This window comes from Sorangium sp. So ce119 (assembly GCF_051524405.1).
In the GTDB taxonomy this organism is placed as follows: Bacteria; Myxococcota_A; Polyangia; order Polyangiales; family Polyangiaceae; genus Sorangium; species Sorangium cellulosum_G.
Genome location: NZ_CP150310.1, coordinates 239,516 through 259,521, shown reverse-complemented (window position 1 = coordinate 259,521; position 20,006 = coordinate 239,516). Strand labels below are relative to the sequence as shown.

The 20,006-nt window shown below is 71.0% G+C and carries 16 protein-coding genes; 9 read left to right on the top strand and 7 right to left on the bottom strand.

Annotated elements, in window-relative coordinates; translation table 11 throughout:
- Positions 1-15: 15 nt before the first annotated feature.
- The 5 genes from WME76_RS01070 (at position 16) to WME76_RS01050 (ending at position 5,209) form a co-directional block, all read left to right on the top strand.
- Positions 16-1,317, top strand: a complete 1,302-nt coding sequence (locus WME76_RS01070) for a JmjC domain-containing protein (RefSeq protein WP_437958367.1) — start codon at positions 16-18, stop codon at positions 1,315-1,317.
- Positions 1,318-1,385: 68 nt separating this feature from the next.
- The gene (locus tag WME76_RS01065) at positions 1,386-2,657 is read left to right on the top strand and encodes a YcaO-like family protein (RefSeq protein ID WP_437958366.1); all 1,272 of its coding nucleotides are present in this window, start codon (positions 1,386-1,388) and stop codon (positions 2,655-2,657) included.
- A 2-nt stretch (positions 2,658-2,659) separates the two neighbouring features.
- A complete protein-coding gene (locus WME76_RS01060; RefSeq protein ID WP_437958365.1) occupies positions 2,660-3,709 on the top strand; it encodes an ABC transporter ATP-binding protein in 1,050 nt (349 codons plus the stop codon).
- A complete protein-coding gene (locus tag WME76_RS01055) occupies positions 3,640-4,419 on the top strand; it encodes an ABC transporter permease (protein ID WP_437958364.1) in 780 nt (259 codons plus the stop codon). Before WME76_RS01060 ends, WME76_RS01055 begins: the two co-directional genes overlap by 70 nt.
- The gene (locus WME76_RS01050) at positions 4,412-5,209 is read left to right on the top strand and encodes an ABC transporter permease (protein ID WP_437958363.1); all 798 of its coding nucleotides are present in this window, start codon (positions 4,412-4,414) and stop codon (positions 5,207-5,209) included. The genes WME76_RS01055 and WME76_RS01050 overlap by 8 nt, the downstream gene beginning before the upstream one ends.
- Here the strand turns inward: WME76_RS01050 and WME76_RS01045 are convergent.
- Positions 5,206-6,729, bottom strand: a complete 1,524-nt coding sequence (locus WME76_RS01045) for a S28 family serine protease (RefSeq protein WP_437958362.1) — start codon at positions 6,727-6,729, stop codon at positions 5,206-5,208. The two genes, WME76_RS01050 and WME76_RS01045, sit on opposite strands and share 4 nt — an antisense overlap.
- A 125-nt stretch (positions 6,730-6,854) precedes the next feature.
- Between WME76_RS01045 and WME76_RS01040 the strand changes: the two genes are divergently transcribed.
- Entirely contained in the window at positions 6,855-8,369 is a 1,515-nt protein-coding gene (locus WME76_RS01040) for a S10 family serine carboxypeptidase-like protein (RefSeq protein WP_437958361.1), read from the top strand.
- Positions 8,370-8,543: 174 nt separating this feature from the next.
- Here WME76_RS01040 and WME76_RS01035 read toward each other — a convergent pair whose 3' ends face one another.
- The 5 genes from WME76_RS01035 to WME76_RS01015 all read right to left on the bottom strand — a co-directional run bounded on the left by WME76_RS01035 (position 8,544) and on the right by WME76_RS01015 (position 14,065).
- Positions 8,544-9,896, bottom strand: a complete 1,353-nt coding sequence (locus tag WME76_RS01035) for an LLM class flavin-dependent oxidoreductase (RefSeq protein ID WP_437958360.1) — start codon at positions 9,894-9,896, stop codon at positions 8,544-8,546.
- A gap of 79 nt (positions 9,897-9,975) precedes the next feature.
- Positions 9,976-10,755, bottom strand: a complete 780-nt coding sequence (locus WME76_RS01030) for an ABC transporter ATP-binding protein (RefSeq protein WP_437958359.1) — start codon at positions 10,753-10,755, stop codon at positions 9,976-9,978.
- The gene (locus tag WME76_RS01025; protein WP_437958358.1) at positions 10,731-11,672 is read right to left on the bottom strand and encodes an ABC transporter permease; all 942 of its coding nucleotides are present in this window, start codon (positions 11,670-11,672) and stop codon (positions 10,731-10,733) included. The genes WME76_RS01030 and WME76_RS01025 overlap by 25 nt, the downstream gene beginning before the upstream one ends.
- Entirely contained in the window at positions 11,669-12,715 is a 1,047-nt protein-coding gene (locus tag WME76_RS01020; RefSeq protein WP_437958357.1) for an ABC transporter substrate-binding protein, read from the bottom strand. The genes WME76_RS01025 and WME76_RS01020 overlap by 4 nt, the downstream gene beginning before the upstream one ends.
- Before the next feature lie 405 nt (positions 12,716-13,120).
- The gene (locus WME76_RS01015) at positions 13,121-14,065 is read right to left on the bottom strand and encodes a LysR family transcriptional regulator (protein WP_437958356.1); all 945 of its coding nucleotides are present in this window, start codon (positions 14,063-14,065) and stop codon (positions 13,121-13,123) included.
- Positions 14,066-14,210: 145 nt separating this feature from the next.
- Here WME76_RS01015 and WME76_RS01010 point away from each other — a divergent pair, with 145 nt between their 5' ends.
- The 3 genes from WME76_RS01010 (at position 14,211) to WME76_RS01000 (ending at position 18,729) form a co-directional block, all read left to right on the top strand.
- A complete protein-coding gene (locus WME76_RS01010; protein ID WP_437958355.1) occupies positions 14,211-15,011 on the top strand; it encodes a dioxygenase family protein in 801 nt (266 codons plus the stop codon).
- A gap of 21 nt (positions 15,012-15,032) precedes the next feature.
- A complete protein-coding gene (locus WME76_RS01005; protein ID WP_437958354.1) occupies positions 15,033-15,689 on the top strand; it encodes a YceI family protein in 657 nt (218 codons plus the stop codon).
- A 937-nt stretch (positions 15,690-16,626) separates the two neighbouring features.
- Positions 16,627-18,729: a lectin gene (locus WME76_RS01000; protein WP_437958353.1), complete on the top strand. Its 2,103-nt coding sequence runs from the start codon at positions 16,627-16,629 to the stop codon at positions 18,727-18,729.
- Positions 18,730-18,846: 117 nt separating this feature from the next.
- Here WME76_RS01000 and WME76_RS00995 read toward each other — a convergent pair whose 3' ends face one another.
- Complete coding sequence (locus WME76_RS00995) at positions 18,847-19,881, bottom strand: zinc-dependent alcohol dehydrogenase (RefSeq protein WP_437958352.1); 1,035 nt, start codon at positions 19,879-19,881, stop codon at positions 18,847-18,849.
- Positions 19,882-20,006 lie beyond the last annotated feature (125 nt).

Genomic DNA, 20,006 nt, shown 5'->3' with positions numbered 1-20,006 from the left:
TCGAGGAGGCAAGTCATGAATGGAACAAGGGAAGTCACGCGCGCCGCGCCGGCGCTCCTCGATGACTGGGACCGCTTCATCGAGACCACCTGGGAGCGCCGCCCTGCTGTGCTGCGCATGCCGGAGGGGAGGCCCTTGATCGAGCCGCCCGAGCTCCTCGAGGCGATGCGCGCCGCCGCGGACGAGTGGCGCGCGGGCGGCCGGCGCACGTTCAGCATGTGGGCGGATGGGACGCTGCTGCGCTCGTACGACGCGTACCTCCCGCTGGCGTCCGACGCGACGCTGCCCGGCTATCTCGAGCGGGTGATGGGCAGTCCGGAGGGGATGAAGGAGTTCGCGTTCTCGCAGAACAACCTGCATCTGCACCACCCCGCCATCTGGCGGAGGGCGCGCGCCTTCGTCCGCGGGCTGATCGAGCGCGTGGGCGTGCCCACCGATGGGGTGGACTGCGACACCTTCCTCGGCGCCTACCGCGCGACGCCGCTCGGGGTCCACTCCGACGGCGCGAGCACCTTCATGATGGTCCTGCACGGGCGAAAGACGATGGCCGTCTGGCCCGGCCATCACTTCAGCGACAAGCGGGTGCGGATCGTCGGCTCGGGCCTGCGGCGGACGATCGTCGAGCACGACCCCACGGACGCGCTGCGCGACGCGGTGATCCTCAGCGGCGAGCCGGGGGACGTGCTGTACTGGCCGTCGACCTACTGGCACACGGCGATCTCCGGCGACCCGCCGCCGGCGACGGCCGTGTTCAACATCGGGCTCTTCTTCGGCGCGCCGGAGTCGTCGCTCCTCAGCGAGGTCGTCGGGAAGGCGCTGAAGCGCGCGCTGGCGGGGTTCGAGGACCTCCACACGTACCCTCTCGACCTCGCCGGGGCGGACGCCCCGCCCGCGCCGCAGCGCGAGCTCGACGCGCTCCGGCTGTTCCGCGGCATCGTGCTCAGCGAGCACGTCGACGCGGCGCTGGAGGAGTGGTGGTGCAAGCGGGTGAGCGCCGTCGGCTTCCGCGAGGTGCCGCCGCCGCGCGCCGCGACGCTCGCCGCCGGGGCGGCGCGGCTCGACCCGGGCTGCGTGCTGCTCTGGCGGGCCGCGGGGCAGCACGTCAAGGTGTTCGCCAACGGCCACGCGCTCAGCGTGCCGCACACACCCGCGCTCCTGGAGCTCTTGCCGGCGCTCCGGGCGGGCGTGAGCGTCCCCCTCGGGGCGGGCGCCGCGGCCGGGTCGAGCCTCGCGCGCCTGGTCGGCGACGCGTCGGCGCGCGCCGCGCTGGAGCACCTCCACGCGCTGGACGCGCTGATCCTGGACGAGGAGCGCTGAGGCAAAGGTCACCGCCGCCCTGGCTGCCCGTCAGGTCGCGGCGCTCACTTCGGAGGAGGTCTTGAATCATGCCGTATCACACGCTCGAACGCAGCGCGACGACCGCCGAGGCGATAGACAGGGTGCAGCAGGAGATCTCCCGCCTCGGGCTCCGGCCGCGCGTCACCTGGTATGGCGACGGGCTGCGCACGTACGAATGCTCCCTGCGCGATGACGAGGGGCGCGAGGTCGCCGTCGGGAACGGCAAGGGGACAGGCGAGCAATCGCTCGCCAGCGCCCTGTTCGAGGCGGTCGAGCACTACTTCACCGATCCGCGCCGCATCGCCGGGCCGTGCGAGCCTGTCGCGGTCGCCGAGCTTTCGGCGTGCCCGCGGCTCGCGTCCGAGCCCGTCTTCGAGCAACTGGCGCGGACGCAGCCCGGGGCGCGGCTGCCATGCCGCGCCTACACGACGCGGCGCGGAGACGACGCGCTCCGCTACCCGCTGGTGCTCTCCATGCCCGATTACATCGACGCGCGCTTCGCGGGCGACACGTTCGACTACGCGCTCCTGATCAAGTACGCGACCAACAATGGAACGGCGATCGGCCTGACGCAGGAGGAGGCGCTGATCCACGGCGTGTGCGAGCTCCTGGAGCGCGACGCTGTCTCGACCTTCCTGCTGGAGACGTTCGTGGCGCCCGCGGGCGCGCCGCTCCGGATCATCGCGCGGCGGAGCCTGCCCGCCGGGCTGCGCGAGCTGCTCGCGGCCAGCGAGGCGCTGATCCGGCGCCCGATCACGCTCCTCGACATCCGCAACGACTTCGGCCTGCCGGCGTGCATGGCGCTCGCCGCCGGGAGCGGGCAGGACGTCCCGCTCGCCGGCTCGGGGGCGTCGCTCTCGTGGCCTTACGCGATCGAGCGGGCGGTGCTCGAGACCGTGCAGCTATGGCACCTGTGCGACGCGGCGACGGCGGCGGAGCACCGCGCGATCGTGCGGCGGTTCGCGGGGTTGCCGCGCTACCAGCGCTGCGTGGAGCTCGACATCGGCGCGCACCTCGCGGAGGGCAACGTCCGTGACGTGGCCGTGGCCGAGCCGCCGGACGAGCCGGTCGGGCAGGGCGACCTCGGCGGCTACCTCGACCGCCTGGAGGCGACGGTCGCGGCCCGCGGCCACCGGATCTACTTCGCGCAGAACCGTGTCACGGCGGGCGGCATCGCCTGCGTTCACTGCCTGATCCCGGGGCTGGAGCGCTTTCACCTCGTGCGCAGCGGCCAGGCCGTCTTGCCGTCGCCGCGGGGCCTCGGGCTCATCGGCCGCGCGCTGCTCGACGAGGGCGACGGAACGGGAGGAGCTGAATGACCATGATCGCACTCCATGACATCGGCCATGACTACGTCACCTACCGCAAGATGCAGGGGCTGCGCGGGTCGCTCCGGGACTTCTTCCGGCGCGAGGCCGAGCGCGCCGTCGCGCTCGCGGAGGTGACGCTCCGCGTGGGCGCGGGCGAGATCGTCGGCCTGCTGGGGCCGAACGGGGCCGGCAAGACGACGCTGATGAAGATCCTCTCCGGCCTGGTCCACCCGTCGCGCGGCCAGGTCGAGGTCCTCGGCGAGGCGCCGTACCGGAAGTCTGCGCGGTTCCTGCGCCAGATCGGCCTGGTGCTGGGCCAGAAGAGCCAGCTCACGTGGGATCTGCCGCCGACCGAGACGCTGGCGGTGCTGCAGGCCATCTACCGCATCGAGGACAGCGAGTACCGGCGCCGGCTCGGCGCGCTGGTGGAGATGCTCGACGTCGGGGCCCAGCTCCACACGCCGGTGCGCAAGCTCTCGCTCGGCGAGCGGATGAAGTTCGAGCTGATCGCGGCGCTGATCCACCAGCCGCGCCTGCTCTTGCTCGATGAGCCCACCATCGGCCTCGACATCGCGAGCCAGCGGGCGATCCGCGCGTTCCTGCGAGACGCGCGCGAGCGCTTCCGGACCACGATCGTGGTGACCAGCCACTACGCGCGCGACATCGAGGTGCTGGCGGATCGGCTCGTGATCCTGAAGCACGGCCGCGTCCACTACGACGGCTCGCTCGCCGATCTCCTGACGTCCCACCGCGCGACGAGGACCCTGCGGATCGAGGCCGACTCCGTGCCTGCCGGCTACCCGCTCGCGCTCTCGCCCGTGTCGAGGGGCGTGTGGGAGTGCGAGGTGGCCGAGGGCGAGCTCTGCCATGCGCTCGCGATGGTGGCGCGGGATCTCGCCGTCCGCCAGATCTCGACGCAGGACAGGCCGCTCGAGGACGTGCTTTACGCGCTGTTCGCCCAGCAATCGACCGAGGAGCAGAGGGAGGAGCCATGTGGCCGTACTATCGAGTCTTCGCCAACCGGGTTGCCGTCGGGCTCGCCTATCGCTGGAGCGTCGTGACGGGGGTCATCACCCGCCTCCTGCAGCTCGCCGTGACCCTCTTCGTCTGGCGCAGCATCTTCGCGACGACCCCGGAGATCCAGGGCTACACGGTCGATGAGATGTCGGCGTACCTGGTGCTGACGGCGCTGATGTCGATCCTGTTCTCGTCGTCGCACTTCTTCCGCCTCTCGGACCTGGTGCGCAAGGGCACCTTGAGCGCCTACCTCGTCCGCCCGTACAGCTTCCTCGGCGACAGCCTCGCTGTCTTCCTCGGCAGCAAGGTGATCGAGGTGATCGTGATCGCCGGCGCGCTCCTCTTGCTCCGCGCCTCCGGGGCGCCGGTCCTGGAGCGCGCCTCGCCGGCCGTGCTGGCGCTCCTCTGCAGCAACCTGCTGCTCAGCTTCCTCGTCGGCTCCGTCGTCGGCGCGCTCAGCTTCTGGCTCGTCGAGATGTGGCCGATCAAGCCGCTGTACGCCTCGCTCATGGCGCTCCTCGGCGGCACCACGTTCCCGCTGGACCTGCTGCCGCCGGCGATCGGCCACGTCGTGCAGGCCACCCCCTTCGCGCTGTTCGGCTTCGTCAACACGCGGGCGCTGCAGGGGGCGCTCTCGTCGCGCGAGATCGCCGCGTACCTCGCCGTGTCGGTCCTCTGGAACGCCGCGTGCGCGGCCCTGTATCAGCTTCTGTGGCGGCGCGGCCTGAAGCGCTACGAGGCCGTCAATGGATAACGCGATGTCGTCCTGGCCGCGGCTCTTCCGGCTGCTCGGGCAGCATAGCCTGGCGCAGACGCTGAGCTACCGCCTGTCGGCGGCGTTCGTGGTGGTGTTCGGGACGCTCTTCGCGGTCGGCGAGCTGGCGAGCCTCCTGATCTACTTCCAGTTCACCGACTCGATCGCCGGCTGGGGGCTGCACGCGTCCCTGGCGCTCATCGCCACGTTCGGCCTAATCCAGCACACGTACCAGTTCTTCTTCGTCGTCTCGCACGAGGCGTTGATGGACAAGATCGTCCACGGCGAGCTGGACTATGACCTCGTTCGCCCGGTGGACTCGCAGCTGCTCTGCAGCCTGAAGAGCCTGGATTTCCCCAGCCTGATCAACATGATCATCCCGGTGGGGATCCTGCTCTATGCGTGGCCCCACCTCGACGCGCCGGCGAGCGTGGCCACCCTCGGCGCCTATCTCCTGCTGGTCCTGTGCGGCGTGGTGTTCTATTACCTGCTGAACCAGCTGTTCGTCGGGCTGAGCTTCTGGATCGAGCGGCCGCAGCAGCTGGCCGGGGTGCCCGAGTACCTGCTGGAGTTCGCGACCCGCCCGCGGACGATCTACCCGCGCTGGATCCAGTTCGCGCTGGCTGTCGTGCTCCCCGTCCTGACGGCCACGAACACGCCGGTGGATCTGCTGCGCGGCGAGCTCGAGCTCTCCGCGGTCCTGCCGCTGCTCGCGGCGATCGCGCTCCTGGCCGTCGCCGCGCGCTGGCAGTGGCGGCGCGGCGTCCGGCGCTATGTCAGCGCCAGCTAGTCGCGCATCATCCAGCGGCGGCCACGGAGCAGGGGGCGCAGCGCGGCCTCGGGGGCACGGGTGGGCGTGACGCCCGTCCAGGCAGCGAGGGCGTCGAGGGCCAGCGCCTGATCGGCGGGGGCGAGCGCGAGGATGACGGCGCCGTGGGTGCCGCCGGGCGCGATGAAACGGTGGGAGTCCCGGGCAGCCCCGACGTCGAAGGCAGCGGCGGTGTACGGGTCGTTCTCGCCGTAGATGAACAGGAAACGCTCACCCTCGGTGGCGAGCCAGCCGGAGACGTCCTGCATTGCCCCGGGATCGAAGACAGGCGTCCTGTCAGGACCGAGCTCGACGAACGTGGTGGGTACGTTCGCGCCAGGATACAGGAGGAGATCGGCGAGGTGCGCCTCCGCGAAGCCGGGGTAGCCGAGCTCTGCCGCAGCCTGCCAGTGGTACGGCTCGACGTTCAGGAGCCAGGGGTCGGACCAGAGATGAGGAGCGTTCGCCTCGTCGAGGAAAGCCCAGACGGCGCCGTCGTCCGACGCCGCGGTCGGGACGCGCTGGCAAAAGCTCGAGTCCCGGTACTGCCAGAGGGAGAAGACGGACTCGATGACGGCGACGTCCAGCGCCCGGTCGACGCCGAGGTGGTCATAGGTGACGCCGCGCTCCTCCGCGTCGGCCTCCATCGCTTCCACCATGGCAGGGCGACGCAGCAGCACCTCGCGCTGGAAGCGCTGTAGCGCCTCGCGGCACGCGGGGTCGCCGCGCTCGGCCACGAAGTCGATGTAGCGCCGGTCGGAGACGCCAGCGCTGTGCGGCGCCACGTAAGCCACGGTGCCGTCCACGTCGGCCGGATAGAAGCGGCGATGGTAGACCGAGGTCATGCCGCCCTTGCTGGTGCCGGTGGAGATCCACCGGCCCTCGTAGAGCGGCCGGATCGCCGCGATCACGCGGTGAACGTCCGCGGCGGCCTGCTCGATGGTGAGCAGCGACCAGTCCCCGGGCTCCGGGCGGGAGGGGGTGAAGAAACGATGCTCGACCCGGATCTGGTTGGCGGCGAGCAGCTCGGTCGGCTCCTCGAGCCACTGAACCTCAGGGTAGATGTCGTACCCCTCGGTGACGAGCACCACGGGCGCCGCGCGATCCCGGTGGTGCAGCACCACGCGCTGCTGGAAGCGCACGCCGTCGGGATCGGCGTGATCCGCGGGCTGGTCGAGCTCCATGACGAAGTAGCGATATCCAGGAAAGCTCGACTCCTCCTCCGAGACCGTGAAGCCTTCGAGGTCCTCGAGCTGCTCGAGGACCTCGCGCGGGCCCGCGCCGCCGCCGCCCGCGTCGCCGCCCGCGCTTCCGCCTGCATCGCCGCCGCCACCGCCGTCGCTCGCGCCCGCGCCGCCGGCGCCGCCGGCCCCCGCGCCGCCGGCGCCGCCGGTGCCGCCGGTGCCCGCGGAGGGCGGGCCGCTGCCGGCGTCGTCGCCGCAGGCGACGGCCGCCAGGGCGAACAGGGTGAAGGCGAACCAGGAGACGGAAGGAGTGCGCATGTCGGACGCAAGTACATGAGCCGGAGCTCGCCTGATCCGGAATCGACCAGGAAAAACTCGCGGCTGTGCGCTGCCGAACGCGATCTTTCGTTGATGGCGAAAGGGGGGAATGTCCACCAACCGGTATGACATTGCTTCGCGCCAGGTCTGTCTTCAGGGCAACGCTCGTCGCGCTCTTGCTCGCGGCTTGCGGCGGACGCGGCGAGGATCCGGGCGGCTCCGTCGGCGAGCGCGACACGGGCGAATCCTACGACTTCCCCCCTGCCACGCTGTCCGCCGAGGCCGGGTTCATCGAGGTCCCGGGATCGAAGACGCTCGGCCCGGGCTGGCCATCACGGATGTTCTATTCCTTCCTGCCCGCCGAGGAGCGCCCGGACCGCGCGCCGCTCATCCTGTTCTTCAACGGCGGCCCCGGCGCCGCGACGACCAGCATCCTGCTGCCCTACGGGACCGGACCTCACACGCTGGATCCCACGGCGCCCCCGGACGCCCCGCCGATCGCGAACGAGGCGTCGTATACGCGCTTCGCGAACCTGCTGTACGTGGACGCGCGCAGCACGGGGTTCTCGTACGAGCGCGCGAGCCCCCGCCCGTCGGACTGCCACGGTCGAGAGCAGCTCTACATCGCGGACGCCGCCGACTTCATCCATGTGCTGCTCGAGTTCCTCGACGCGCACGAGGCGCTCCGCGACAACCCGGTCGTCGTCGCGGGAGAGAGCTATGGCGGCACGCGCGCGGCGGTGATGCTCTACATGATGCAGCACTACGCGCTCCGCGAGGACGGGCTCAATGTGATGGGGCTCGCGCCTCCCTGGCTGAAGGACAGGATGCAAGCGCACCTCGACGCGGCCTTCCCGGAGCGCGCCGGAGTCCGCCAGGCGCCGTCGCAGGTGGCCGAGCAGTTCGGGTGGCAGGTGCTGATCCAGCCCAACCTCTTCGGGCTGCAGCAGGCGATGTACGAGGAGCCGCTCGCGCGGACGGACCCGGACCTCGCCGGGCACTTCGCGGCGCCGGGGGCGCGGGACCGCTTCGACGTGCGCAGGACGGTCGAGGAAGGAGAGCGCGTCGCGGAGCGCGCCGCCAGGTCGATGCGCAACCCGGAGCACCTCGAGACGCTCCTCGGCGTGGACCTGGCCGGGATCGCCGGGCTCACGCCGCCGGAGCGGTGGCCCTCCTCGCGGTACTTCTGGAGCGGCAGCGAGGCGGCGAGGGCGGCGGTGAACGAGGGCGCGCTCCGCGCGGAGCTCGGCAGGCTCGGCGCGGACGACGCCTACTGGCTGCCCGAGGGGCTACCGTGCCAGGGCTACCTCGGCGACCACGGCTCGCTGCGCGCGTTCGGCGAGATCCTGCCGCACACGGCGACGTTCATCACCAACGCCCGGTACGACGCGGCCGTCTACACGGAGGCCTTGCCGGTCTTCTTCGCGGAGCGCTCGATCTACGAGGTCGAGATCGACATGTCGCTGCCCGCGGGCGCCGCCCGGCCCGGCGTCGTTCGCCTCACGAGCGACGACGCCGTCATCGCGCTCCGGTTCCCGACGTACGCGTCGGGGCACGCCGTCTCGGTGAGCGCCCCGCGCGAGCTCGCCGAGGACGTCGCGGCGTGGCTCGCCGAGACCGGCGCATCGGGTCGGCGGTGAGCCACGCCGGCAGCCGAGGGCTCGGCCGCCATTTGTGATTAAAATTACTGTTTCGCCTCGACCAGATCCCGACCGTGGTTGAGGTTCGACCAGATCCCGACCGTGGTTGAGGTTCGCCGCCCCAACCAGATCCCGACCGTGGTTGAGGTTCGCCGCCGTTATTTGTGACGCGAATTACTCTGCCGCCTCGACCAGATCCCGACCGTGGTTGAGGTTCGCCGGCCGCGGGAGGCCGTAGCGGTCGCGCAGCGTCCTGCCCTCGTACTGTGTACGGAACAGGCCACGCTTTTGCAGGATCGGCACCACGTGGTCGACGAACGCCGCGAGGCCTGACGGCAGCACCGGCGGCATCACGTTGAAGCCGTCGGCGGCGCCCTGCTCCCACCAGTGCTGGATCGCGTCCGCCACCTGCTCGGGCGTGCCCGCGAACGTCCGGTGCCCGCGGCCGCCGCCGAGGCGGCCGATGAGCTGGCGCACCGTCAGCCGCTCCCGCCGGGCCAGCGTCACGATCAGCGTGTAGCGGCTCTTCGCGCCCTCGATCTGGTCCTCGCTCGGCAGATCCTTCGGCAGCTCGGCGTCGAGGTCGAGGTCCTCCGGCTTCACGCGCAGCGTCTGCGCGAGCTGCCGCTTCGCGTACTCCGGCTTGATGAGCCGGTCGAGCTCCGCGTCGAGCGCCTGCGCCTCGGCCTCCGTCGCCCCGATGACGGGCACGATCCCCGGCAGGATCTTGATCCCCTCCGGATCGCGCCCCAGCGCGCGCACCCGCGCCTTCAGGTCGCCGTAGAACTGCTGCGCGTCCGCCAGCGTCTGCTGCGCCGTGAACACGGCCTCGGCGTAGCGCGCCGCCAGCTCCTTGCCGTCGTCCGACGAGCCGGCCTGCACGAGCAGCGGGTAGCCCTGCGGCGGGCGCGGCACGTTGAGCGCCCCCTCGACCTTGAAGTACCGGCCCACGTGCCGCGGCGGATGGATCTTGCGATCGTCGCCCCAGACGCCGCTCTCCTTGTCGCCGAGCGCGGCGTCGTCGTCCCAGCTATCCCAGAGCTTCAGCGACACGTCGATGAACTCGGCGGCCCGCGCGTATCTGTCGCTGTGCACCGGCAGCTCGTCGAGGTTGAAGTTGCGCGCGGCGTCCACGCCGGCCGTCGTGACGATGTTCCAGCCGGCCCGGCCCCCGCTGATGTGATCCAGCGACGCGAACCTCCGCGCCAGGTTGAACGGCTCGTTGTACGTGGTCGAGGCCGTGGCGATCAGCCCGATGTGCTCGGTCACCCCCGCCAGCGCCGCCAGCAGCACCGTCGGCTCGAGCGTCCCCGCCGGCCGGCGGCCCACGTTGTTCCAGAGCACCGGGCTGTCGGCCAGGAACAGCGAGTCGAGCTTCCCCCGCTCCGCGATGCGCGCCAGGTTCTTGAAGTGCTCGACGTTCGTGTTCGCGAACGGGTCGCTCTCGGGCAAGCGCCACGAGGCCTCGTGGTGGCCGACGCTCATGAGAAACGCGTTGAGATGCAGTTGTCCAGGCCGATGGGTCACAAGGCACTTCCTTCCACGTCAGATTCCACGTCAGTTTCCACGTGAGGTTCCACGTCAGTTTCCAGCTCAGGATTCCAGCTCAGGATTCCAGCTCAGGGCTCGACGCGACGTCCCCGGCGACGGCGGCGCCCGGCGCGACGCCCAGCGCGGCCAGCAGCGACTCGCGGTGCGCGAGGAAGCGGGGGTGGCGCAGCGGGCGCGGCGCCGGCAGATCGATCCGCCGCTCCTCGGCGATGCGGCCCTCGACGAGCACGAGCACCCGGTCGGCGAGCGTGATCGCCTCGTCCACGTCGTGGGTGACCAGCAGCACGGCGGGGCGGTGCCGCGCGCACAGCTCGCGCAAAAGGTCGTGCATGCGCATGCGGGTCAGGGCGTCGAGCGCGCCGAACGGCTCGTCGGCCAGCACGAGCTCCGGCTCGCGCACCAGCGATCGCGCCAGCGCGACCCGCTGCTGCTCGCCGCCGGACAGCTCCACAGGCCACGCGCGCTCGCGCCCGGCCAGCCCGACCTCCGCGAGCGCCGCCAGGCCGCGCGCCCGCGCCGAGGGCTCGTCGAGCCCCAGGATCACGTTGTCGAGCACCCGCGCCCACGGCAAAAGCCGCGTGTCCTGGAACACGACCGCGCGGTTCTCCGGCGCCTTCAGCTCGCCCGAGCCGGTCACGTCGTGATCGAGCTCGGCGATCGCCCGCAGCAGGGTGCTCTTGCCCGAGCCGCTGCGGCCGAGCAGCGCGACGAACTCTCCCTTCTGGATGTCGAGGTCGACGCTGTCGAGGATCGTGCGGGCGCCGAAGCGGCGGACGAGGCCGCGGATCCGCACCGTGGGCGGGGCCGCGGTCAGCCGGCCAGGATGCGTCGCCATGACAGGGTCTTTCTCTCGATGAGCCGGACGGCCGAGTCCGAGGCCAGGCCGAACAGCCCATACACGACGAGGCCGAGGAGGATGATCTCCGTCTGGCCGTACGAGCGCGCCAGCGACATCATGTGACCGATGCCGCTCGTGGCGTTGATCTGCTCGACCACGACGAGCGCCAGCCACGCGCCGGTGACCGCCAGCCGGACGCCCATCAGGAAGCCCGGCAGCGCCCCCGGCAAGGCCACCTTCCGGACGAACTGCCACCGCGACAGCCGCACCGTCTCGGCCAGCTCCACGTAGCGCGCGTCGATGGTGCGCAGCGCGGCGTGGGTGTGGACGTAGACCGGGATGACGACGCCGAGGGCGATCGTGAGCACCTTCATCTGCTCGCCGATGCCGAACCAGAGGATCAGCAGTGGGATGAGCGCGAGCGTCGGGATCGCGCGCTTGATCTGCACCGGCCCGTCGACGAGCGCCTCGCCGACGCGGGTGAGCCCGGAGAGCAGGGCGAGGACGGTGCCCAGCCCGACCCCGAGCGCGAGCCCGAGGAAGGCCCGCTGCGCCGACGTGAGCAGGTTCGACAGGAGCCGCCCGTCGGCGATCAGGTCGCGGGCCGTGGCGACCACCGTCCACGGCGCGGAGAGCACGCGCGCGTCGAGCGCGCCTGTCGCCGACGCCACCACCCAGCCGGCGAGCAGCAGCGCCGGGCCGATCACCATGCCGTACGGGAGGCGCCGGCCCGGGCCGAGGCGGCGCGGGCGGCGGCCGGACAGGGCGCGGGCGGGCGGGCCGCTCGACGATGCGCGCGCGGGCGCGAGCGGGCGCACGTCGTCGCGCGGCGCGGGGATGTCGGCCGTCGCGGAGAGGGCCGGGAGGCTGGCGAGCCGCGGCGAGGCGGCCCTCGTGGGCAGTGCGGTCGTCATGGCGTGCTCCTTTCGGCCGTCGCCGGCCGGTCCGTCGGCGCGGCGCCCTGCGCGGCGCCGGCCACCTCCGCTCCGATCGTCTGGAATCGAAGGTCGAAGATCGTCCTGGCCTCGAAGCGCTTCTGGCCGGAGGCCTCGGCGAGCAGGTCGACGGTCTCCTGGGTCAGCGCGATCGCCTCGGCCCAGTCGCCCGGGTACAGCGGCTTGCCGGCGCTCTCGATGAGGAAGCGCCCCTCCGTGGCCGTCAGGCCCTGGTCCTTCACGTAGTACGCCTCGACCCACGCGTCCGGGTGCGCGTGGGCCCAGAGCTGGGCCCGGGTCCGCCATGTCACGTACTCGCGCAGCGCCGCCGCCTTGTGGGCGTCCTCGAGCACCGACGCGCGCACGTGGAGGAAGCCGAGGTTGTCGCGGACCCCGTGCGCGAACGACGAGGCGCCCTCGGCGCCGTACTCGTTGAGGTAGCGCCGCAGGATGGTGCCGGACAGCGGCGCGACGTCGACCTGGCGGCTGGTGAGCGCCTCCTTGAACTCGGGGCTGGCGAGCTGGACGAGCGTGACGTCCTGCGGCGACAGCCGCGCCGCCCTGAGCGCGCGCTGGACGAGCGCGCCCTGCGCCTGCCCCGGCGAATAGGCGATCTTCTTGCCGCGGAGATCGTGGATCGACGACAGGCGCACTCCGGGCGCCGTGGCCAGCTCGTAGATCGGCTTTTCCCGGACGTACACCGTGACGATCTTCACGTCGAGCCCGGTGAAGGTAGCGTGGATGGGCGGCGTGTCGCCGACCGCGCCCGCGTCGAGGACGCCGGCGCGGAACGCCTCGATGGTCTGCGGTCCGCCGCTGATGTTCTGCCAGTCCACGACGAACGGCAGCCTGTCGATGTCGCCGGAGAGCTGGAGTTGCTTCTGCACGGTCGGATCACCGATGCTGAGCCGCGTCTCGCGCGGGAACGCGTCCGGGATCGGGGCGTCCGGGGCGAGCCGGGGGGCGGCGCTCGCCGCGTCCTCGCGCTTGCAGCCGGTCAGGGCGACGAGCGCCGCGAGCACCAGAAGAAAGCGTTTCCTGTCGATGAACGTGCGCAGATGGACCTCGGTGCGCGGCTGGAAGCGGGGCTGTTGCTCGGGCCCGAGGCGCCGCCCCGCCGCCGGGCCGGCGACGGAGGAGGGTCCTGGGAGACGCCGAGACGGCTCCGGCAAGTCGGCTCTCGGAACCGGCTTTGCCGGCGGCGCCGCGCCTTGATCCGCAGATTCAGCAACACCCATGCCGCCGCGCGATTCGCCTCCTGGCGGCGGCCGTCCATGGGCCCGCGCCCGCTGGCGCGCGGCGCCGTCGACGCCGGGCGCCGCGCGGATCTGCGGCCGCGCTGCTTCCCCAGAAGCAGCCGGTGGTGATCCGCTGCTCCGGCGCGAGCACGGCCGGCTCCGTCCGGAGGGCGAAGCGCCGGCCCGCGGCTACGCGCGGCGCCCGCGCACGCCGAAGCTGTCGAGCAGGTGGTCGCGGAAGGCGCGGATCTTCGGCGGCAGGAAGCGCGTCCCGGGGTGGACGAGGTAGAGGGGGGCGCCGCCGTCGATCGTGTGGTCCTTCAGCACGGGGACGAGCCGCTTCGCCTCGAGGTCGCCCCGCACGTTGACCTCGGGGACGAGCGCGATCCCGGCCCCGGCGAGGGCGACCTCGCGGCAGAACGAGTAATCCGAGGCCGAGATCGCCGCGCGCACGCGGAGCTCCGCGCGGTCGCCGCCGTCGCGCGGCAGGAGGGCGATCGTCGCGTGGCCGCGCGTGGTCTGGGCCAGGAGGAGCCGGTGCCCCTTCAGGTCCTCGGGCCTGCGCACGGGCCGGTGCTTGCGGAGGTAGGCCGGCGCGGCGAAGAGGCCGACCTCGAGGTGCAGCAGCTTGTGGGCGATGAGCGACGAGTCCGGCAGGCTCGAGGTCGCGCGCAGGGCGACGTCGATCTGGTGGGCGTCGAAGTCGAGGAGCGCCTCCGTGAGCAGCATCTCCAGCGAGATCTCGGGGAAGCGCTCCGCGAAGCCCGCCGAGAGCGGCGCGAGGATGCTCAGGCCGAGATCGAACGGCGCCGTCACGCGCAGGTGCCCGCTCGGCTTCGCGCGCGCCTGCTGCACCGCCACGTTCGCGTCCTCCAGCAGCTCGAGCGCCCGGCCGACCCGCATCCGGTAGGCGAGGCCGTCGTCGGTGGCCTGCACGCGCCGCGGGCTGCGCCGGAGCAGCTCCACCCCGAGCGCCTGCTCGAGCCGGGTGATGCGCCGGCTGACGCTGCCCTTGGTCTCGCCGAGCGTCTTCGCCGCCGCCGTGATCGATCCGAGATCGACGACCAGGCAGAAGGCCCGCAGATCGGCCAGATCGGCGTCGATGGTTTCCCGCTTCGCAACCTCACGTTTCATTTTGCGGAGATTGTATCATTCCTGGAAACATCCTAGGGTCGGAATCATGGATCGCCGCGCTGCTCTCAGGCTCCTGCTCGCCGCGGGCGGGGCCGTGCCCTTCGCGGGCGCATGCCGGCCTTCGACGTCCACCGAGAGAGGCACCATGTCCGATACCCAGCAACAGGCGCGCGAGGGGCGCATGCCGGCCATCTTCCTCGCGCACGGATCTCCCTTCCTGCTCGACGACCGCGCGTGGGTGGCCGAGCTCGGCGCGTGGGCGCAGGCGATGCCGCGCCCGCGATCCATCCTGATGCTCTCGGCCCACTGGGTCGACGCGCCGGTCACGATCGGCGCCACCGAGACCGTGCCGCTCGTCTACGACTTCTACAACTTCCCCGAGAAGTACTACCAGGTGACGTACCCCGCGCCGGGCGCCCCCGCGCTCGCGCGGCGCGTGCGGGAGCTGCTCGGGCCGCTCGGGCGGGTCGCGGAGGCCCCGGGCCGCGGCCTCGACCACGGCGCCTACGTGCCGCTGATCTGCATGTACCCGGGCGCGGACATTCCTGTGCTCCAGGTCTCGTTACCGACCCTCTCTCCAGGCCCGCTCCTCGAGATGGGGAGAGCGCTCGCGCCGCTGCGCGACGAGGGGGTGCTCGTCGTGGGCAGCGGTTTCTTGACCCATAACCTCCGCGCGGCAGACTGGCGCGGCGATGCGGTCACGCAGCCCTGGGCCACCGAGTTCGATGCCTGGTGCGCCGACGTCCTGGCGCGCCGGGACGTGGACGCGCTGCTCGATTACCGCGCGCGCGCGCCGGGGGTGCGGATGGCGCTCCCGACGCATGAGCATTTCGTGCCGGTCGTCGCCGCCGTCGGCGCGTCGGTGGACGTGGGCGAGCCCGTGGCGTTCCCCATCACGGGGCTCACCTACGGCTCGTTCACGAAGCGCTCTGTGCAGTTTGGCTGACCAAGAAGGAGAATGTCTCTCATGATCATGTCCCGTATCGCTCGCATCGCGCTCCCCGCGGCTCTCCTGCTCTCGCTCGCGGGCTGCGAGGATCCGACCAAGGACAAGCCCAAGGCGACCATCTCGTCCGCCGCGCCGGCGCAGCCGCAGGCGGCCGCGCCGTCGGCCCCCACCGAGGCGCTCCCCATCGACGCGACGGCCTCCACGATCGGCTTCGTCGGCTCCAAGGTCACGGGCAAGCACGAGGGGAAATTCGAGAAGATCTCGGGCTCCATCACGCTCGCCGGCGGCAAGGCCGACGGCGGCAAGCTCAGCATCGAGGCCGACACGTCGTCGGTGAAGACGGACGCGGAGAAGCTCGACGGTCACCTCAAGTCGAAGGACTTCTTCGACGTGGAGCAGTTCCCGAAGGCGACCTTCACCTCGACGCAGATCAAGGCCGGCGGCGAGAACGGCGCGACGCACACCGTCACCGGCGAGCTCGATCTGCACGGGGTGAAGAAGACCATCACCTTCCCCGCGACGATCACCGAGGGCGCCGACAGCGTGTCGGGCAACGCCGAGTTCGTGATCAACCGGAAGGATTTCGGGATCGTCTACCCGGGCAAGCAGGACGACCTGATCCGCGACGACGTGCTGCTCAAGCTGTCGCTCAAGGCGCCGCGCAAGCAGGGCTGAGCGCCCTGAGGAATCCCTCCTTGCGCAGGCCTTTTCAGTGAGAAATTGAACAGGGAGGCGGGGAGACAGGGAGTAGTTTCTGGATTTGCCTCCCCGTCTCCCCGCCTCCCTGTGAATTTTCCGAAGAACCTCCGCGCCCCGCCTCGATCGGCCATCGCCCCTGCGCCCTGGCCTCTCCTCCCCCTTCTCCGCCATCCCTGACGAGGCCCCCGGGTCCAACCCGGGATGGCAGCGCCGTTCAGCAGGCGCTGTACGTGCCACACGACGTGATCCCTGCCCGCATCCGGACCCCATGGATCGCGAGAGTCCAGGGCTCCCCATGCGCCGCGCGACGACCGGCGCGGTGTGGGGTTGATCGACGCGGAGCCCTGGCCGACGCCGCGCTGGCCTATCGCCTCGTCCTTGCATTAAACAGGCACACGATAACTATTCAGCACCAGCGACACGAGCGGTCGCCCATCCCACGACGAAGGACGTCAAGGAAACCGACGCGCGGCGGCGCCCGCGAGTGAGGCGCTTTTGCGCCTTACCGCGCTCACTGAGGCGCTTTTGCGCCACACGACGCTCGCCGGCCAGGCGCGGCGGCGAGCAGGAGCGCTGGTACGCTGACTGCACCGAGAAGCAATCGATTCTTCCGCTGGCAACGGGCAACTCCAGACATACCGACGCAAGATCGCTCGAAAATTTTCCTTCCCATGATCATGCATTGAAATGCGTTGCGCCGCGGGTCGAGCATGATAGTAAGCAAGCTCATCGGCGTAGCCGCGCGATCACCGTCGATTGTCGAAATCCGTCGCGAGCCAGATCGGACGAGATCGTACGAGATGTATGCCGAGACGTCGCCTCAGCCGCGCCTGGGGCTGGCCGTCCGGCGAGCACAACGGATTAACACCATGGATGGGGCGACATGAGGACAGCTCGGAGACAACGGTACTGGATGACCGGAGCGGCCACGCTGGCGCTCTTCCCTGCCGGCTGCATCGATGAATCCGGCGGGGATACCGAGGCGATCAGCGCCGACGACGCGCCGCTCGTGGCGACCGGCACGGTGAGGGGCGTCGGGTCCGGGCGCTGCCTGGACGTGAAAGGGAGGAGCACCGCGACGGGCACCGCGGTGCAAATCTACGACTGTAATGGAGGGGAGAACCAGTCCTTCACGTTCACGGAAGCCGGCGAGATCAAGGTCTATGGCGGTACCAGGTGCGTCGAGGCGGCGGGCCGCGGGACCACCAACGGGACCAGGGTGGTGATCGGCAATTGCACCGGACAGCCTCACCAGAAATGGAGGACGAACGCGGACGGTTCCATCGTCGGCCAGCAGTCCGGGCTGTGCATGGACGTCGAGGGGCGGCGGACGGCCAACAGCACCCCCGTCCAGCTGTATACCTGCCACGGCGGGACGAACCAGCGATGGTCGTTGCCCGCGGAAGAAGAGACAGACACCGAGCCGCCGACGCCCCCTTCCAGCCTGAGCGCCAGCAATGTGACGTGCAGCTCGGCGACGCTGTCCTGGTCGGCGTCGACCGACGACGCCGGCGTCGCGTCCTATGACATCTACCACGACGGCCAGCTCATGACGTCGGTCAGCGGCTCCACGCTGTCGACGAGCATCACCGTGTCGCCGGGGGTGAGCTGGGGGGTCTACGTCAACGCGGTCGACGCCGCGGGGAACGTCTCGCAAGCGAGCGAGACGCTGCGGCTCACCACGCCGCACTGCGAGGTCGATGAGCAGGCTCCGACGGCGCCGACCAACCTGACCGGCAGCGCGTCCGGGACCAGCGTGACGCTCCGGTGGAGCGCGTCGACCGACAACATCGCGGTCGCGGCGTACGACGTGTATCGCAATGGCGCGAAGGTCGGCACGGTCACCGGCTCTGGCGCGACCCCGCCTGCGACGTCCTTCGTCGACAGCGGCCTGACAGCGGCGACGGCCTACACGTATCACGTGATCGCGCGCGACGCGCAGAACAACGCGTCGCCCGCGAGCGGCACCGCCTCGGTGACCACGGGGAGCGCCTGCAGCACGGCGATCTGCGAGGTCGTCCAGATCGCCACCGACAACGATCTCCCGTGGGGCCTCGTCTCGCTGCCGGACGGCACGATCCTCTACAGCCGGAGGGACGCGGACGACATCGTCCATCTCAACCCGGGCACCGGCGCGAAGACCTCGATCGGCACGGTGCCGAACGTCGCGGGCACGGACGGCGAAGGCGGCCTGATGGGGCTGGCCATCGCGCCGACGTTCACGACCGACCGATGGCTGTACATCATGCACACGTCGCCGTCGGACAACCGGATCGTGCGGATCAAGGTCATCGGAGACGGGTCCGCCGCCAGGCTCGACACGTCCACCGAGCAGGTGCTCGTCTCGGGGATCGCCCGCAACAAGTACCACAACGGCGGCCGGCTGCGGTGGGGGCCGGACGGCAAGCTCTACGCCTCCACGGGTGACGCGCAGAACGCGAGCTCCGCGCAGGACACGAGCAGCCTCAGCGGCAAGATCCTGCGGATCGAGCCTGACGGCAGGGTCCCGTCGGACAACCCGTTCGGGAACCACGTGTGGAGCTATGGACACCGCAATCCGCAGGGGCTGGCGTTCGATTCCGAGGGCCGGCTCTGGGAGCAGGAGTTCGGCAATACCGTGATGGATGAGACCAACCTCATCCAGAAGGGCGGGAACTACGGCTGGCCGAACTGCGAGGGCACCGTCTCGCAAGGCGGCAGCGGCTGCGGCACGGCGGGCTACATCGCGCCCGAGCGCACGTACCCGACCTCCGAGGGCTCGTGCAGCGGGATCGCGATCGTGAACAACGTCTTCTACACCGCATGCCAGCGGGGGACGCGGATGTACCGCGCGGTCATCAGCGGGAGCAGCCTGACGAACGTGCAGCAGCTCCTGGTGGGTACGCACGGTCGCCTCCGCACCGTCGAGCCCACCCTCGATGGCAACCTCTGGCTGACCACGACCAACACCGGGGGCACGGACAGCGTCCCCAACAACAGCAACGAGAAGATCTTCCGCGTCATCCTGGGCAGGTGAGCGCGGCGTCCAGCCCGACAGGCGTTCGCTCCAGCGACGAGCAGCCCTCTGCGCTCGAGCGAACGCCCTGCTCACGTGCGGTCGTACTCACGACGATGGACTTCGTGGGTGCCCGGATCAGAACGGCGCGTCGCCGTCCTCCGGCACGATGATCGACTTCAGCGCCCCGTCCTGGCAGTCCGCCTGCAGGCGGAAGCCCTCGGCGGCGTCCGACAGGTCGAAGCGGTGAGTGACGATCGAATCGACGTCCACCGCCCCCTCGGAGACCAGGCGGATGGCCCGCGGGTACACGTGGCCCATGCGCCGGGAGAACTTGACCTTCAGCCCCTTGCGGCGGCACAGCGCCGCCGGCAGCGCGTAGCCGTCGCCCTCGGGGATGCCGGCCAGCAGGACGCGCCCGCCGATGCGCGCGGCCTCGGCGGCGTGGTGGAAGCCCTCGGGCGCGTTGGTGGCCTCGAGAACGAGGTCGACGCCCCGGCCGCCCGTCCACTCCGCGACGGCCGCGAACGTCGGCGCCGCGTCGTGCGCGCCCAGCCGGCGCGCGGCCTCCGCCCTGTACGCGACCGGGTCGACCGCGAAGACGCGGTCGGCGCCGGCCAGGCGCGCGAGCTGGACGAGGCACAGGCCGATCGGCCCGCAGCCCAGCACCACCACCGTCTCCTGCAGGCGCGGCCGCGCCAGGTCGATGGCGTGGACCGCGACGCCCAGCGGCTCCAGCATCACCGCCCGGCGCACCGAGAAGTCGCGGGGCACCGGCACGATCTGATCGGGGTGCACGGCCATCTGCTCCACCATGCCGCCGTGGAGCGGCGGCGCGCCCAGGAACGCCACGAAGGGGCACAGGTTCACGTGGCCGCGATGGCACCACTCGCAGCGGCCGCAGGCGCGCGCGGGGTCGACGGCGACGAGCTGCCCCCTGGACAGGCCCAGCTCGGGATAGTCCTGGGCGACCCAGCCGGCGAGCTCGTGCCCCGGAACGAAGGGGTTGTGAATCTGCGCGGCGCCGATCCCGCCCTCCAGGTAGTAGTGCAGGTCGCTGCCGCAGATCCCGCAGCCCGCGACCCGGATCATCACCATGCCGTCGCGCGGCTGCGGGGGCTCGACGTCGCCGAGCCGGACGTCGCGGATGCCGTGGATGATGGTTGCTCGCACCGCTTCACGCTCCTCTTTCGCCGCCGGGCGGGCAGCCCGGCCGCGCCGAGGTGAATTGTGTCGGCGCGACGCGCACTGTAGTCTGCCCCGGTGATCGCCTGTCAACCTCACCTTCCTGGCTGCTG

Excerpts from the sequence above, each read along its gene's own strand:
- WME76_RS01030 (WP_437958359.1), bottom strand. The coding sequence starts at position 10,755 with ATGGCGACGCATCCTGGCCGGCTGACCGCGGCCCCGCCCACGGTGCGG.
- WME76_RS01060 (WP_437958365.1), top strand. The coding sequence starts at position 2,660 with ATGATCGCACTCCATGACATCGGCCATGACTACGTCACCTACCGCAAG.
- WME76_RS01010 (WP_437958355.1), top strand. The coding sequence starts at position 14,211 with ATGTCCGATACCCAGCAACAGGCGCGCGAGGGGCGCATGCCGGCCATC.
- WME76_RS01045 (WP_437958362.1), bottom strand. The coding sequence starts at position 6,729 with ATGCGCACTCCTTCCGTCTCCTGGTTCGCCTTCACCCTGTTCGCCCTG.
- WME76_RS01000 (WP_437958353.1), top strand. The coding sequence starts at position 16,627 with ATGACCGGAGCGGCCACGCTGGCGCTCTTCCCTGCCGGCTGCATCGAT.
- WME76_RS01005 (WP_437958354.1), top strand. The coding sequence starts at position 15,033 with ATGATCATGTCCCGTATCGCTCGCATCGCGCTCCCCGCGGCTCTCCTG.
- WME76_RS01050 (WP_437958363.1), top strand. The coding sequence starts at position 4,412 with ATGGATAACGCGATGTCGTCCTGGCCGCGGCTCTTCCGGCTGCTCGGG.
- WME76_RS01070 (WP_437958367.1), top strand. The coding sequence starts at position 16 with ATGAATGGAACAAGGGAAGTCACGCGCGCCGCGCCGGCGCTCCTCGAT.
- WME76_RS01015 (WP_437958356.1), bottom strand. The coding sequence starts at position 14,065 with ATGAAACGTGAGGTTGCGAAGCGGGAAACCATCGACGCCGATCTGGCC.
- WME76_RS01040 (WP_437958361.1), top strand. The coding sequence starts at position 6,855 with ATGACATTGCTTCGCGCCAGGTCTGTCTTCAGGGCAACGCTCGTCGCG.
- WME76_RS01065 (WP_437958366.1), top strand. The coding sequence starts at position 1,386 with ATGCCGTATCACACGCTCGAACGCAGCGCGACGACCGCCGAGGCGATA.
- WME76_RS01025 (WP_437958358.1), bottom strand. The coding sequence starts at position 11,672 with ATGACGACCGCACTGCCCACGAGGGCCGCCTCGCCGCGGCTCGCCAGC.
- WME76_RS01055 (WP_437958364.1), top strand. The coding sequence starts at position 3,640 with ATGTGGCCGTACTATCGAGTCTTCGCCAACCGGGTTGCCGTCGGGCTC.